Origin of the sequence: Dyadobacter alkalitolerans DSM 23607, assembly GCF_000428845.1 — a bacterium.
GTDB lineage: Bacteria > Bacteroidota > Bacteroidia > Cytophagales > Spirosomataceae > Dyadobacter > Dyadobacter alkalitolerans.
Window position 1 is genome coordinate 197,058 of sequence record NZ_AUAS01000009.1, and the last position, 16,219, is coordinate 213,276.

General features: G+C 48.9%; 8 protein-coding genes. All 8 read left to right on the forward strand.

Going from position 1 to position 16,219, the window contains the following annotated elements; genetic code table 11:
• Position 1 precedes the first annotated feature (1 nt).
• The 8 genes from glgX (at position 2) to G395_RS0118905 (ending at position 16,188) form a co-directional block, all read left to right on the forward strand.
• Positions 2–2,122, forward strand: coding sequence for a glycogen debranching protein GlgX (glgX, locus tag G395_RS0118870; protein ID WP_026631489.1), 2,121 nt, complete (start codon positions 2–4; stop codon positions 2,120–2,122).
• Between the two features lie 309 nt (positions 2,123–2,431).
• Positions 2,432–2,752 (forward strand): STAS domain-containing protein, encoded by a 321-nt coding sequence (locus tag G395_RS0118875; protein ID WP_026631490.1) that lies wholly within the window; start codon positions 2,432–2,434, stop codon positions 2,750–2,752.
• Between the two features lie 12 nt (positions 2,753–2,764).
• Positions 2,765–3,190, forward strand: a complete 426-nt coding sequence (locus tag G395_RS0118880) for an ATP-binding protein (RefSeq protein ID WP_026631491.1) — start codon at positions 2,765–2,767, stop codon at positions 3,188–3,190.
• 5 nt (positions 3,191–3,195) lie between these two features.
• Positions 3,196–6,423, forward strand: a complete 3,228-nt coding sequence (locus G395_RS0118885; protein ID WP_026631492.1) for a WD40 repeat domain-containing protein — start codon at positions 3,196–3,198, stop codon at positions 6,421–6,423.
• Between the two features lies 1 nt (position 6,424).
• Positions 6,425–9,052: a TonB-dependent receptor plug domain-containing protein gene (locus G395_RS0118890; protein WP_026631493.1), complete on the forward strand. Its 2,628-nt coding sequence runs from the start codon at positions 6,425–6,427 to the stop codon at positions 9,050–9,052.
• A 49-nt stretch (positions 9,053–9,101) separates the two neighbouring features.
• Entirely contained in the window at positions 9,102–9,653 is a 552-nt protein-coding gene (locus tag G395_RS0118895) for a GNAT family N-acetyltransferase (protein ID WP_026631494.1), read from the forward strand.
• A gap of 3 nt (positions 9,654–9,656) precedes the next feature.
• Entirely contained in the window at positions 9,657–12,503 is a 2,847-nt protein-coding gene (locus G395_RS0118900; protein ID WP_026631495.1) for a HEAT repeat domain-containing protein, read from the forward strand.
• Positions 12,475–16,188 (forward strand): sensor histidine kinase, encoded by a 3,714-nt coding sequence (locus G395_RS0118905; protein ID WP_026631496.1) that lies wholly within the window; start codon positions 12,475–12,477, stop codon positions 16,186–16,188. The genes G395_RS0118900 and G395_RS0118905 overlap by 29 nt, the downstream gene beginning before the upstream one ends.
• The last annotated feature ends 31 nt before the right edge of the window (positions 16,189–16,219 follow it).

The window sequence follows — 16,219 nt, forward strand, 5'->3', positions numbered from 1 at the left end:
CATGGCAACAGATATCAGGATTGATTACTACCCGACGCACGAGCAGCAGGGGATCAAATTCAGACGGGGACATGCATTGCCATTTGGTGCGACTATGGTCCCTAACGGAATCAATTTCAGCATTTATTCCAGCGAAGCCATCGACTGTACGCTCGTATTGTTCGAAAGGGGCGAGGCCGAACCATTTGCAGAAATCCGTTTCCCTGAGGAGTTCCGCACGGGCAATGTGTATTCCATGATCGTGTTTGATCTGGATTACGAGCGCCTGGAATATGGTTACCGCATGGACGGCCCGTTCAAGCCCGAAGAAGGTCATCGTTTTGACAAAAGCATCATACTCAGCGATCCCTACGCCAAAGCCATTGGCGGACGGGATTCCTGGCTGGCCAAGCCGAATTGGGATAACATTTACCCGTATCGCTCACGCCTCGTTTTCGAGGATTTTGACTGGGAAAACGACCACCCGCTCGAAACGCCGATCGAGGATCTGGTCATTTATGAAATGCACGTGCGCGGCTTTACGCAGCATCCGTCATCGAATGTCAAAAATCCAGGCACATTTGCGGCCATCCGCAGCAAAGTGGCTTACCTGAAAGATCTGGGGATCAATTGCGTGGAGCTGATGCCGATCTATGAGTTTGATGAATGGGAAAACAGCAAGGAAAACCCGGTTACAGGCGGTCTGATCGTCAATTTCTGGGGTTACAGCACGGTTAATTTCTTTTCTCCAAAGGCAGGTTATGCCGCAACGGGAAAGTTTGGCATGCAAGTGGACGAGCTGAAAACGCTCGTGAAAGAACTCCATAAAAATGGCATTGAAGTAATGCTGGACGTGGTTTTCAATCACACAGCCGAAGGCGATCACCGCGGGCATACTATCTCTTTCAGGGGAATTGATAACAAAACCTATTACATGTTGACGCCTGAGGGTTATTATTTCAATTTCTCAGGAACCGGCAACACATTGAACTGCAACAATCCGGTGGTGCGGAATATGGTTTTGGACTGTCTGCGTTACTGGGCAGCCGATTATCACATTGACGGTTTCCGTTTCGACCTCGCTGCCATTCTCGGCCGCGACCAAAACGGAGCACCATTAAGCAACCCGCCATTGCTCGAATCGCTCGCTTATGACCCTATTCTGGCCAAATGCAAGCTCGTGGCAGAAGCCTGGGATGCAGGCGGATTGTATCAAGTAGGCTCATTCCCTGCTTACGGACGCTGGGCGGAATGGAACGGAAAATACCGCGACTCGATCCGGAAATTCCTGAAAGGCGACGAAGGTCTGGTTGGTGAAATGGCGCAATGCATCCAGGGATGGCCTGATTTGTATTATTATCGCGGCCCGACGGCCAGCATCAATTTCATCGCCTGCCACGATGGTTTCACGCTTTATGACCTATTTGCTTACAATGAAAAACACAACGAAGCGAATGGAGAGAATAACAATGATGGTGGTAATGATAACCATTCATGGAATTGCGGGATCGAAGGTGAAACAGATGATGCGTACATTAATCAGCTCCGTCACAAGCAGATAAAGAATGCATTATCGATCCTGATGGTCAGTCAGGGTGTGCCGATGATCTTGTCTGGCGATGAGGTTGGGGTGACCAAAAACGGTAACAACAATACTTATTGCCATGATAACGAGCTCAACTGGTTGGATTGGAGCCTGATGGAAAAGAGCGCGGACATTTATCACTTCGCGCAACGCATCATGCGCTTCCGCCGTGCCCACCCGGTGCTCAGGAGCAGGACGCATTTCCAGCACAGGGACTATGTGGGAAGCGGTTTCGCGGACATAACATTCCACGGAACCCAAGCCTGGCAACCCGATTTTTCACCCAGCAGCCGCTGCCTGGCATTCATGCTGGACGGCGCCCACGCTAAAAGCGGAACCATTATAGACGACTCCATCTACGTAGCGATGAACTCTCATTGGGACGGCCTGTACTACGAACTCCCACCTCTCCCGAATGGACAAAGCTGGCACCTGGCCGTGAACACGGACATGCCGTCAGGTGAAGACATTTACGAGATCGGCAAGGAGCCGAGGTTGGAGGATCAGGGGAGGTTCTTGGTTGGGGGGAGAGCGACGGTGGTGTTGGTTGGGAAGTAGCCCTTCGGCTACACCCAGGGTGCCCTTCGTCCGCCCGGCGGCCCGGTCCGCTCAGGGTGACAGGAGTGGGTGAGCGGCAGCGTTGTTAGCAGGGGTGCTAGCAGTAGCGCCCTTCGGCTCCGCTCAGGGTGACAGGCTGGTTGGCTTTGTTAGTGGTTACTTTAGAAGTAGCGCGCCCTGTCAGCCTGAGCGGAGTCGAAGGCACGTCCGAGACGCGGCTCACAAGCACGATGAGTGCGACACGACAGCAACACAAAAAAGTAAGATTTAAACCTAAAATAATTGTTTCAAAACTTATAAAACAACATCATGGCATTTCAAATAGAATCCCTAATAGAGAATCAGGAGGCGCGGTTTACATTGCATGGTGAGCTGGATTCGCTTTCCGCGCGGGTGTTTCAGACCGAGATTGAGAAAATTGCAAATCAGCCGATTGATTCGTTGGTGCTTGATATGGAGGACCTTAACTTTATGTCCTCTGCCGGGCTCCGCGTTTTGATTTACTCAAAACAAAAAATCGGGCCGAAATTATCCATTTACATTGTGAAACCGCAGGAACTGATCGTGGACACGCTTACCAAAACGGGTCTGCAGCACAGCGTTACTATCGTTGATCAATATCCAGTTTAACATCTCCTGATAATGGAATCGAAAAGTTTTCCCGGCACTGTTGATTCTCTCGATTCGCTACGGGAATACATTGGTGAGCTCTCGGAAAAGGCTGGTTTGGCCAAAAAACCGACTTACAGCCTCAAACTGGCGGTCGATGAGATTGCTACAAACATCATTTTGTATGGTTACCAGGAACCAGGGATCGAAGCGGATTTTCAGGTGGTGAGTGAGATCACCCCGGATAAACTCGTGGTGATCCTGGAAGACATTGCCGCGCCGTTTGACCCGCTCGCGAAAGACCTGCCCAATGCGCAGGATCTGACGCTCTCGCTGGAAGAACGCGGCATTGGCGGTCTTGGTATTTTCCTGACAATCAATGGTGTAGATGAGTTTTCCTATGAATATGCCGATGGAAAGAACCGTAACAAATTTGTAATGAAAATTGCCGCAACCTGAGTCCTATGGTTGAGAATTCTACTGTTACCAATCCATTTCCGGGCCTTAGGAGTTATGATTATGATGATCATGCTTTATTCTTCGGCAGGGACGCGCACATCCGGGAGTTGAAAAACAAACTCCTGGACGGGCGTTTTCTTGCGTTGATTGGATCGTCGGGAAGTGGTAAATCTTCTTTGATCAAAGCGGGCCTCATTCCATCGCTGGAAGAAGGCGACACGGCAGACCGCTGGGCGGCAGACCGCTGGGCGGCAGACCGCTGGGCGGCAGACCGCTGGGCGGCAGACCGCTGGGAAGTGATCATTTTCCGGCCAGGGGGAAATCCCGTGAGAAATTTCGTAGAGGCCCTGAAAGTGGCCCTGCGGGACATCGATCCGCTTTGGGACGGCCGCGATCCATTGGCTCTGGAAAAAGAACTTGGCAGGGATCCCAAACTTGCCTTAACATTGCTTTCGGCGATCCGTGACCAGAAGGTTCTGCTGGTGATTGATCAGTTTGAGGAGCTGTTCCGCTATGAGCTTTCGGAAGATTTTTCGGGTAAAAACAGGACCAATGCATTTGTAAAACTGCTTTTGACCCTTATTAACCAGCGTGAGCTTCCGGTGCACGCCGTGATCACGATGCGGTCGGATTATCTGGACCATTGCACGGAATTCAACGGCCTGACCGAGATCATTAATAAGGGCTATTATCTGCTTCCGAAAATGAATCCGGAGGAAGTTAAGCAGGTCATTGTAGGCCCTGTTGAGTCGGTAGGCGCCAGCATTGAGCCTGAACTCGTTGCAGGTTTGCTTAAAGAATTGGCGGATAACCCGGATTTTCTGCCCATTCTGCAGCATGCATTGATGCGCACCTGGGACCGCTGGAAATCGACCAAACCATTCTCGTCTCCCGTATCGCGTGCTGACTATGAAGCCATTGGTGGCATGCAGGAGTCGATTACCATGCATGCGGAGGAAATCTACACGCAGCGGCTGGACGAAAAAAGGCGGAATGCAGCAGCCAAACTTTTCAAATCCCTCATTGTCCTGGGCCCCAGCGACACCTCCTCGCTGCACCCGACCGTCTTGCGCGAGATCATCCAGATCACCGGCATTCCCGATTATCTGCTGATCGACGTCATCATGGTTTTCCGCGAAAATGGTGTTTCTATCCTGACGCCAAAACCAGGCGTAAAGATTGATCACGACTCGATCATTGACGTTTCGGTGGAAAAAGTGCTCACATTCTGGGAGCGGTGCAGAAAGTGGATAGAGGAGGAGCTCGAATCTGCTAAGCTTTACAAGCAGCTAAGTTACTCGGCTTCACTTTACCAGGAAGGCCGCACGGGACTTTGGGTTAATCCCGAGCTGCAACTGGGACTTAAATGGCTGAAAGAAAGCGAGCCGACATTGGAATGGGCGCAGCGCTATGATCCGTTTTTCGAGCGTGCGACCAATTTTTTGGATTACAGTAAAAAACAATACGAACTCGAAGTTCGCCAGAATGAGGATCGTCAGAAACGGGAGCTGCGCAAAGCCAGAATATTCGCTTCGGTGCTCGGGATCAGCTCATTAGTGTCATTACTATTTCTGATTGTCGCACTTGTATTGCGTACGCAGGCACAGCAGAGTGAGAAAACGGCCCTGGAAAAGGAAAGCCTGGCATTGGAGGAACGGAAACGGGCTGAGGATCAGACACGCGAAGCCATTGCGCAAAAGAAAATCGCAGAACAACAAGGCACATTTGCCGAGCTGCAAAAGACATTAACCGAAGAACAAAAAGGCATTGCGGTAAGGGAACAGGAGAAAGCCGTGAAGGAGAGCATTGCCGCAAAAATCGCCAGGCAAATCGCTGAGGAACAAAAGATCCAGGCTGACAATGCCAGAAAAGCGGCGGTGGAATCTCAGAAACAAACAGAAATTCAAAAAGAATACGCCGTAAGCGCGCAGAAAGAGTCGGAAAGGCAGAAAGTGTATGCGCAATCGGCTCAGAAAGAAGCGGAAAGCTCTCGGAATGATGCATTGAAACAGCGCTCCAAAGCAGTGGCCCGTTTCATTGCGATCCAGTCATTTCAAATGCCGGCCGGTGATGAACTGACTGCATTATTGGCTTTGAAAGCATATGATTTTAATATAAAAAATGGCGGGGAACGCGAGAATCCGGATATTTTCAATGCGCTATCCAAAGCAGCGGGCGCGAAGGCAACATTAATTGCACATAATGACATTGTGCGCGTCGTTGCCGAGCCGCAAGCCGGCAATTCGGTTTTCGCAACGGCGGGGGACGATGGTGTGGTCAGCCTATGGAATTATCTCACGCCTACGGCCAAGCCGCTTCTTTTCCGAAATCCGAGGCAAACTTTCAAAAGCATTCGTTCCGTCGCGTTTACGCCTGACGGAAAAACGTTTTTTACGGGCTCGTCCAATGGTCAGATCGTCCGTTGGGACAGTTTTATGCCGGGCGCGCCACCTGCTAAAACCATCGTAGGGCACGACGGCATCGTGTTTTCGCTCACGGTGAAGAACATTAATAACAAGCCGCATCTGCTCTCTGTAAGTTCTTCCGGGCAGGTGAGGCTTTGGGATATCAGCGACAAAAAGCTGGATGTCGTGAGAAATATCAATGTCGGCACCGAGATCGCCTCGGTTGAAATCCTGGCTGACGGCCAGTATATGTTCCTGGCAACCGGAACGGGCAAGCTCATCCGTGTGGACCTGACCAAACCAGATGCAAAACCAGCTGAATACAACCTCCCCGGCCTCCGCGGAAGGCTGCTCTCCATGGCATTCACGCCTGATCAGAAGCATTTATACTTCGGCACCAGCTCGGGAATGCTTTACAATGTGCGCATGAACAATAACGAGCCCGTTCCAAACTCAATGAACGGAACACAGGGAACGCACACTTCGGGCATAACCAGCATTGCTTTCGCGCCAGACGGAAGCCGCATTGCCACAGCTTGCTATGACTGGAAAATACGCATCTGGAATGCAAAAGAAGATATTTCCAAACAACAGCCTGTATTATTGAGCGATTTCGATTACTGGGTAATGGACATTCAATTTACCCGGGACGGGAACAAATTGCTGGCTGCCGGAGCGGATAAAACGGTCCGGATATGGGACATTAATTCGGCTGCACTGTTTGCCGAAGTTTCTAAAAAGGTAAAACGCGAACTGACCGAGGAAGAGTGGGACCAATACATTGGAAAGGATATTCCTTACGAAAAACTGTCCCGGAACATCAGATAATATGAAAAGATTTTTACCCATTTTGATCCTCCTAACCCTTGCTTTTGCAGGCACAAAGGCCCACGCACAAGAGGATTGCGATGCAACGGTGATCATTCCCGAGGCTGACAGAAAATACAGGACCGGTAATTTTGATGATGTTTTTCAAATTCTAAACCCTTGCCTTAAAACCAGATTTTCGCCGAATGCCCAAGTGCAGGCCTACAAGATCATTGCATTGACATATCTCGCGCTGGACTCCTTGCCACAAGCGGCCACGGCTGTTCGTAACTTGTTGATAGCCAATCAAAATTACGAGCCGGAATTCTCCGCATTACCCCAGTTCAAAGATTTGGTGGCGCAGCAACGCGATCTCATGGACCGCATCATTCAGATCACGTCTGTATCCAAAAAAGCGGAAAACCTTCTGCAAGTGCCCGCCACCGTAACCGTTTTGACCCAAACTGACATTGTGAAGCGCGGCTATAAAGATCTGACCCAAATGCTGAATGACATTCCGGGCTTCGACGTCATCAGAGGGAACGGGCCGTCTTATGTCACATTCTACCAGCGCGGTTACCGCTCTACTTCCAACGACCGCACCATTCTCCTTGTGGACGGCGTAGAGGAAAACGACCTGAATTCAGACAACATCCCCATTTCCCGGCAATATGCATTGTCCGACATCGAGCGCGTGGAAGTGATTTATGGCCCGGCTTCGACTATGTATGGCGCAAATGCATTTGTAGGCGTTATTAACCTCATTACCAAGCGTTTTTTGGATCGCGAAATGCCGGAAGGCAAGAAAATGGTGGTTTCTACGAACGGCCAAGTGCGCTATGGATCTCTAAATACAAAACTAATTGACGGTGTGGTGACCATGCGGACAAAGGACGTTGCAGTTTCGGTAACCTCGCGCTATTTCGCTTCCAACGAACTGGATTACAGCCGTTATCCCGAATGGAATTACGATCCGAGAACTGCCGATAACTATCCTACACAACAGAACATCAACGGTGCGGCCGCGCAGACTTACATTACCACCAACAAGCTCAACACGCTTTTCCCGAACAGCGATCTTTATCAGGTTGGCTATGACGCAAACGGCGCTGCTAATGCACTGAGCCTGACCAATGCCGGGAAGGCAAAGGCGGCCGAACTGGATAATGCTAATTTATTCCAGGCGAATGTGAACGGGAGTCCGGTGGGTTTTAATGATGATTCAAAAAACTTTTTTATCCGGGCCAAAATCGAGTTTAAAGATTTCATGATCTCGCTCATGAGCTGGAAAACGGATGAGGGCGCAACACCCTGGTATACCAACCGCTCCCGCATCGTAACACCCGAAGCTTCGCGCTGGGTGGCCAACAACAAGGCGTTTTCTTTGACCTACAATAAATTCATTTCTGAAAAAGTCCAGATCCTGAACCTGACTTCCTACCGGCTCCATGAGCTGAATGGTGCAACCAATTTGCCCACTTACAGAGGTTATTTCAATGGCAGTTACGGCATTATCGATCTGCTTAACCAGCGCAAGCCAACGTATTCGATCCCTTACTGGTATCGCGTTTCGAACCAGTTGCGTAACGAGTTTCGCGTATTGCTCACACCGTTGCCGAAGCTTGACATCAACAGCGGCATCGAAATCAGGAACAGTATTATCCAGGCCAACTACATTACTTCGCAAACCGAAAACGCAGACGAAACCGGACGCCCGGATTCCACATTGGCAGGCGGCGATAACTTCCGTGTTTTTGACATTGGTATATTCACACAAGCCACTTACAACTGGACCGAAAGCCTGAAAATGGTGCTCGGTTCACGGCTCGACCACAATCAGATCCGTTCAAAGGGAGGATATGGCTTCGTGTTCAATCCGCGGGTCAGTTTGATTTACTCCAAAGGTAAATTTGTATTCAAAGGTATTTATACAGAGGCATTTAAGGATGCTTCCTATCTTCAAAAATACGCCACGAACCGCGAGCGCGCGCTGAATAATCCCACTTTGCAGCCCGAGCGCGTGAAGAATGTGGAAGGCAGCGTTTCAGTCCGGTTCAATAAAGCAATGTCCTTTAATGTAGCAGGTTATGTAGCCAATTACAGCAATGCGGTAGGGCTTGCCGCTGCCACGACGCCGGCGGGCTTGCCTACGCAGCAGTTTCAGGCATTGGGCAAGCAGCGCATTATAGGTATTCAGTCGGAAGCGCGTTATGATGTGAAAAGGCTGAATGTCTGGGGCAATTTTACTTACAGTAAGCCGCGCGATCTTAGTAAAGTCGAAGGCCAGAAGATTCCGGTCAGCGACATTGCACCCTGGTCGGCTAATCTGGGAGCAGTATATGAGCCGGTTAAAAACCTGAGCATCAGTGTTACCAACAATTATGTAAGCGCAAGAAAATCAGGCATAGGAACTTCGGGAAGCAGCAATCCGATCACGCGTTTTGAACCGATTTACTTGCTGAACTCGACATTGACCTATCATAACATTCTGAATATGTTCAGCTTGCAGGTTCAGGTTTCCAATGTCTTTAATCACGAATATTTTGTGCCGGGCATCCGGGCGGCCGAGGGCGTTACGTCTGCGTCGCGTTACCCGCAGGAAGGTCGTGTGTTCTCGGTCGGGCTGCTTTTTGATACAAACCGCAAATAAAAACCGGCTCTTCGAAATGGAATTGATGCATATAAATCCTCCTCGCTTAATGGAAACAAGGTTTGAAATCAGAAATTCGGAGTTCCTGCTCATGAAGCTGGACCATCCCGAACGCCTGGATGAAATGGGGGCGCTCCGGGTGCTGGCCTGGAAGGACGAGCAGGGCATAAGCCAGGATTTTTTCTCACATAAAGCGTGGCTGGACGATGAAGATCTGCTGGCGCACCATTGGGTGATCTTGCATAATAAGTCAATTGTGGCCGCTGCCCGCATGACCTTCCATACGGATTACAAATCGGTCCCGCACGCAGATTTGTTCGACGGGTCCATCCTGGAAGGTTTCGGAAATGGCCCTTATGCATCTCTGAACAGGCTGGTGGTTGCGCCGGAATATCGTGGAAACGGCTTTTCAACATTACTCGACGAAGCCCGCATTCAGTATGCAGCAACCCTTGGCGCCAGGCTGATCGTCGCCCAGCCCGTTGCGTCACGCATTAAGCCGCTGGAAGATCTTGGATTTTTCTATCTGGGGAAAATCAGGCCATTGTATCAAATGCCCGAACGGCAGATCTATTTTATGATTAAAGAATTAGGAGTTTAACTGGTGAAAAAAATCAAGGACATATCGCGGATGCTCAACATCAGAAAGGACGAGGAAAGCCTCGTGAGCCTGCTGATGGCCTATTCTTTTTTTATGGGCGGCGCAACGGCATTGTTCTACACCGTGGTGGCTTCGTCGTTTCTGATGAGCTTCGACCGCTTAATGTTGCCCCAGGTTTACGTGGTCGGCGGCGTATTCGTTTACCTGCTCGGATTGGGCTTAACCCGCATTCAAAAACGCATTCCTTTTGACCGGTTAGGCGAAAATGCATTGCTTTTCCTGATCATCTCCATCGCCATCTTCCTGGTCATTTATCATCTTACAGGCAGTAAATGGGTTTTCTTTTTTCTCTTTATCTGGAACCGGATTTTTGTTCTGGTCAATGGCGTCACGTTCTGGGCAGTGGTTGTGAAGCTGTTCAATTTTCAGCAATCCAAAAGGTTATCCTCGCTCATCAACAGCGGAGAAGTTTTTTCCTCTGTCATTATGTATCTGGCGGTTCCGGCCCTGGTGAGGATTTTGCCGATTGACTCCCTACTGATCCTGGCTGTTGGTTTCCTGATTGTCTGCGCAGTTTTATTGAGAAAAATTCACAAACGTCACGTAACAACGGATCACACACGCATTGAAATCAAACCGAAACCAGCCGAGCATGTGGCGACGGACGCTGTGGATCCTAAATATTTCCGCAACATTTTTCTGCTCGCACTGCTGCCCGTTTTTGCGTTGTTTTATGTCGAATACATTTTCTTCACGGAGTCGCGCAATGTGTTCCCGAACAAAGAATCGCTGGCCAGCTTTCTTGGGTTTTTCTTTGGTATCAGTGCCATTCTTGAATTTTTTATCAAAACATTTTTCTACAATAAGCTCATTAGCAAATACGGCTTGAAGCTCGGCATTCTGATCCTGCCTTTGAGCCTTGTTTTCAGCTTTGCCGTTTCGGTGATCTATGGTTTGGGTTATGACACGGCGGCCATCTTTTTTGCCTGCATTGCGCTTTCCCGGTTTTTCATGAGTGCGGTTCGCAAGGCCATTGCTGAGCCGGCATACCAGGTTTTATATCAGCCCATTCAGGCACGTTTCAGGCTGAATGTTCAGGGCCGGATCGAAGGCCGGGCCAAGGCGATGGGTGGTTTGGCGGCTGGTGTTCTGCTTTTTGTGCTGGTCAACATTTCGCGGATGGACGCCTTGCAGCTGGCGATTTTGTTTTTGGTGGTGGCGGTTTGCTGGACGTTTGTGGCATTCGTAGGGGAAAACTCTTACAAGAAAATGGTGCGCGACAAGATTTTTGATTTCCCAGAAAAATCGAAGAAAAACGCTTCCTATACACCAGGGCACGCTATTTCTGAAAAGCCGTTTGAACAACTTATTAACCAGATTTTTTCACCCAAAGAAGAAGACCGCATTGAAGCGGCGCTGGGACTGGGCGGCACGAACCGGTTCTTGTCGTACAAATATCTCATCCCGTTATTGCAGGATCCCAACAAACGTGTGCGTGAAGCGGCCATATACACGGCCGGCGAGTTGAAAAGGGCAGAACTGTGGCCTTTTTTAATGGAGCAAATGGAGACCGATCGCTACTTTACCGTTGCATTCGATGCGCTGGTGAAGTCGGGGCCTCCTTTGTTGAAATACATTGAAAAATCATTTTTAAGCAATGAGGATAACCGTTACCGGCAGCTGCATTTGCTCAAAATCGTGGAGCAGATTGGTGGTCCGGAAGCGATCCGCCTTTTGCGCAGAAACCTGGAAAACCCCAACCGTTTTGTAAAAGACAAGGTGCTGGAAGCATTGCGGAACCTGCGTTACACGTGCAACACCACGGAGCAAACATTCATGCTGAACGAGCTGGACGAACATTTGAAAACATTCGCCTGGCTGCTCTCGGCGCAGCACGATCTTTCGGATGCCTACGAGCCGGAAAGCCAGCTGATGCTGAATCTGGAGCGGGAGAGGATGCGGATCATGCGCAAAGCTTTCATCGTTCTGGAAGCCGTTTATGGCTCCCGTTTTCACGCCGTAACATTGCTCAAAAGCGATCAGGCAACCGATGCACGCGACTACCTGACCGAAATCTGTGACTTGCTTTTGCCCGAAAACATTAAAAACAAAGTCCTGCCATATCTCGACAGCGACTCGCTAGATGAAATGCGCCGCCGCTATGCAGAAATTTATCCACTCGCAACATTATCCGTGGAAGAGCGTCTGATCGACATTATTAATAAGGATTACACCAGGATTTCGCGCTGGACAAAAGCGGTTGCGATCAAAGAGTTGCGTCATTTTGGTGCCGGAATTGTGACGCCTGTGCTGGTTGCTAATGCTGTTTCCAGGTCTAAGATTATTTCTGAAACATCATTTTACGTCCTCCGAATTGTAAATCCTGGCCGTTTCCGCTCCTTAATGGAAGCAATGACCAGGAAACATGATGCTTTTCACATTGAGATCATGAAGCCGCTTGAATGGCTTTCGACCGAAGAAGATCTGCTTGTTTCCAAGCTCCGCCGCCTGCGCGAAACGCATGCATTAGGCGGACTACTAAGCGGGGAGTTGCAAAAAGTGCTGCTCACTTCGGCCTATTTCCAGGAAGAGAGTGGCGAAGTGGTGGATCTGCGGAAACACCTGAGCGACGGCGACGTTTCAATCCTTGTGACTTATGGAAAATTGTTTTTCTCCAAAATCGGCGCACTGGAAGCCGGTAACATCCGCAATGTGGCTGAACTGACTGCAATGGGTGTCGCTATGATCCCGAATGTGCTGGAAGACACGGAGTTTTATATCATTGAAAATTTTCTTTTAAAAGATCTTAATATCAGGCAAAATGTGGAGGAAAGTGTTGAGATCCGTTAAGTTACTAATCATTCTGATCTGTCTGACCGGCTCGGAAAAGCTTTGGGCACAGCTTGCAAATGTGGCAAAGCCGGATGTGGGAAGGCCATTGTCGGGCTATTATTCTTCTGCTGAATATCGTGCACACGACCAAAACTTCGCCATAGCACAGGACAGGGCAGGCATGATGTATTTTGCCAATTTCGCGGGTGTACTTGAATTTGACGGCGTGGAGTGGAAAACGATCCAGACGACAAATATCACACGCGTATCTGCCCTGGCGACGGACGCAAAAGGTCGGGTGCTTGTAGGAGCGAACGGGGAATTCGGTTATCTGGGTAAGGACGCTTTCGGTGTCCAGCGGTTTGTGAATCTGTCAGCCAAATTGAAAGAAAAATTTGCACAAATTATTCAAATTATCCCTACCAAAGCCGGCGCTTGGTTTGTAACGGATCAGATCAACTTTTTTTGGAATGGCACAACGGTGAAGCCATTCAAGCACAACCTGAAAATCCAGGCGGCGTTTCCTTTCAAAGAGGAAATGCTGGTTTATGCCAAGAATAAAGGGATGATCCGGATCAATGGTGATCAGATCTCCCAAATCGAGCAGAATAGTGACGTGCCTGCTTTGCTGGACCTTACTTCGGTGGTACAGCTTGGGGATGGATCTGCGCTTCTGGTAACAACAAGTCAGGGCATTTTTAAATTAAAAAATAACCGCATTGAGGTCATTGACGGCAATGTAAATCCGGTGATTGTACGCAATCAAGCAACTTATGCAACCAAATTACAGGACGGAACAATTGCTATCAGCATGGCAACGGGCGGCATGCTGGTGGTGAATGCAGATGGAAATGTGCAATATCCTGTGGCAGCCGACACGGATTTACAGGAAACGCAAGTGTCAGCCATGTTTACCGACCGAGAGCACAATCTCTGGGTCGCGCTCAACGATGGTATCGCTCGCTTTGATCTGCCTTCACCGATCTCACTTTTCGACAGCCGGGATGGTCTGAGAGGTTCCGTAACTGCTATCAGGCGGTTTCAGGGACGGGTTGTGATAGGCACATTAAATGGATTATATTATGTTGAAAACAACCAGATCGTTCACGTTGGCGGCTTTTCGGGAAGCTGTCTGGGCCTGGATGAGGCAAATGGCACGCTATACATTGCTTCAAACAAAGGGCTTTTTCAATGGACCAAAGGGTCAGGGATTTCAAGAATCAACTCGGTTTTTTCACTGAGCGTAACGGCTTCACGCACTGGTAATGAGCTCTTTGTTGGCTTGCAGGACGGCTTAACCAGGTTAACGCGGGCTGGCAATGAATGGCGGGCAGAGCGGGTAACGGCAGTTAACGAACAAATAGTAGGCGCTACCGAGTCCTCCCCATCGACTTTCTGGCTCGAAACGCTTTCCAATGGCATTATCAAGCTGGATGGGAAATCGGGAACCATTAAACGTTTTTCTGCCGCCCAAGGCATTTCCAGCCCATTATACAACAAACTGTCTTTGTATGAAGACAAGTTAATAGTCTCTAATAAGGATGGCCTGTTCGAGTATCAGCCTCAGTCCGACCGTTTTACCCGTGCGATTTGGCTGCATGCAGAGAAAACGTGGTTTGATCGTGTGCAAGGGGATGACAAGGGCAATGTCTGGACCACACGCGGCGACAAAAAATCAGCATCATTTTTCAAGAAGAAGCCTTCCGGCGACTTCGAACTGCTGGAAACACCATTGATGCCCATTGCGGATGTTCCGTTTGAGATCATTTTCCCGGATGAAAATGGCAGCGCCTGGCTGGGCGGAGATCAGGGGCTCTTCCGGCTCGACATGCGGGTGCCCGATCAATATGTCTACGAATATCCGGTCATGCTGAGGAGTGTTGCCACACAAGACAGCCTGCTGCAATTTGCACAAAACGGAATGATTGCCAAGTCTCTCAGCCACCGTCAGAACAATCTGATCTTCGAGTTTGCATTGCCGAGTTATCATACCAATCAGGAGGTTCAATACCAATATTTTCTTGAAAATTATGACAAAGAATGGTCTGACTGGGGACCGCTGACGCGAAAGGAATACAGCGGCTTGCCGTCGGGAAGTTACAATTTCAAAGTCCGGGCAAGGGACGTTTACGACCACGTTTCAAAGGAAACATCATTGGCCTTTAAGATCCGCGTGCCCTGGTTCAGGCAGTGGTATATGATTGCCTTGTACCTGATCTTATTCGGCGCCATGATCTACTACGTGGTCCGCTGGCGGTTAAGAAGGATTTTGAGAGAAAAGGAAGAACTGGAAACGCGGATCCTCGAACGTACAGAAGAGGTTGTGAACCAGAAAGAAGAACTGGAATTGCAATCCGAGGAACTCTCAGCAACGAACGATCAGCTGGAAAGGATCGATGAGTTTGTAAAATCGATTAATGGCGAGGTGAATACGGGGCGGCTGTTTCAGCTGGTTTTGAACAAATTATGCGAATTTCAAAACGTCAACGGAGCGTCTGCATTGGTTTATAACAGCGCAACTGACAACTATCAATTTATAGCGCTGGCGGGCGCAGTGGAAACTGCAAATGTAGAAGATGTCCGACTGACGGCTCAGGAAGCCGAGCAGCGGTATATCGAAAATGGCGAAGAAATTTTGGAAGATATTTTCCTTAAAAATGATTTTCGAAAGCAAAACGCCAATGCGTCCATCAGCGAGATTTTTTCTCCTAAGGCACTGATTACGATCTTGATACGGGTAGACGGCGTGGTGAAAAGCTACATTACGCTGGAAAATACGGACCGAGAAAATGCATTTTCGGAGCGGGATTTTAATGTCGTTAAAAACCTGAAAGAGCATTTGATCGGGGCTTATATTAAAACAAACATTCTGGAAAACCTTGAAAATACATTGTCCAACCTGAAATCGACGCAGGAAGAACTGATCCGGCAGGAGCGGCTGGCGTCGGTGGGCAGCCTTACCAAAGGGATTGTGGACAGGATTTTAAACCCGCTGAACTACATTAACAACTTCTCGCAATCGTCCGGGAAGCTTTTAAAGGAAATAACCGAAGTCACTGACAAGCACCAGGATGGCTTGTCGGAAGATGAGAAGGATGATCTGGACAGCGGTTTCAGTATGCTTCAAAAAAATCTGGAAAAAATTTATGAACATGGCAACAGCACAACGCGTATCGTAAAGGATATGCAAAAGTTGCTGAAAGGGAAATCCAGCGATTTTATCATTACAGAATTGAATCCTTTCCTGGAAGCAAAGGCCAAAACCGCCATTCAGGAAGCACTGACTGAATATAAAGATGCGTCTGTAAAGCTGGATCTGGCTTTAAATGGCAATCCGGTTAAAGTCAGTGTGCTGCCTTATGAATTTGCACAGGTGATCACGAACCTGATCAGCAATGCCTGCTATGCCTTGCTGGAAAAGGCCAGGATCGATAAAACCTTTGAGCCTCAGATTATTATTTCGTCTAAACTGGTGGAAAGCGGCGTTTGCATTACCGTACGTGATAACGGGAAAGGCATTCCGGCCAAGGAGCAGGAGCAGCTGTTCAACCCATTTTTTACAACAAAACCTACGTCCAAAGGAACAGGGCTGGGCTTATATATGAGTAAGGACATTATTGAGTATCACAAAGGGCGCATGTCGGTAAATTCATTGGAAGGGGTATTTACCGAAATAGAAATTTTCCTGCCGGTTGTTGCTTAATACGCTAAATGCTGCAAATTTTTAATTACCA

What these genes read in the sequence shown, in the direction of transcription:
- G395_RS0118880 (WP_026631491.1), top strand. Translation starts at nt 2,765, where the DNA reads ATGGAATCGAAAAGTTTTCCCGGCACTGTTGATTCTCTCGATTCGCTA.
- G395_RS0118905 (WP_026631496.1), top strand. Translation starts at nt 12,475, where the DNA reads ATGTGGAGGAAAGTGTTGAGATCCGTTAAGTTACTAATCATTCTGATC.
- G395_RS0118885 (WP_026631492.1), top strand. Translation starts at nt 3,196, where the DNA reads ATGGTTGAGAATTCTACTGTTACCAATCCATTTCCGGGCCTTAGGAGT.
- G395_RS0118875 (WP_026631490.1), top strand. Translation starts at nt 2,432, where the DNA reads ATGGCATTTCAAATAGAATCCCTAATAGAGAATCAGGAGGCGCGGTTT.
- glgX (WP_026631489.1), top strand. Translation starts at nt 2, where the DNA reads ATGGCAACAGATATCAGGATTGATTACTACCCGACGCACGAGCAGCAG.
- G395_RS0118890 (WP_026631493.1), top strand. Translation starts at nt 6,425, where the DNA reads ATGAAAAGATTTTTACCCATTTTGATCCTCCTAACCCTTGCTTTTGCA.
- G395_RS0118895 (WP_026631494.1), top strand. Translation starts at nt 9,102, where the DNA reads ATGGAAACAAGGTTTGAAATCAGAAATTCGGAGTTCCTGCTCATGAAG.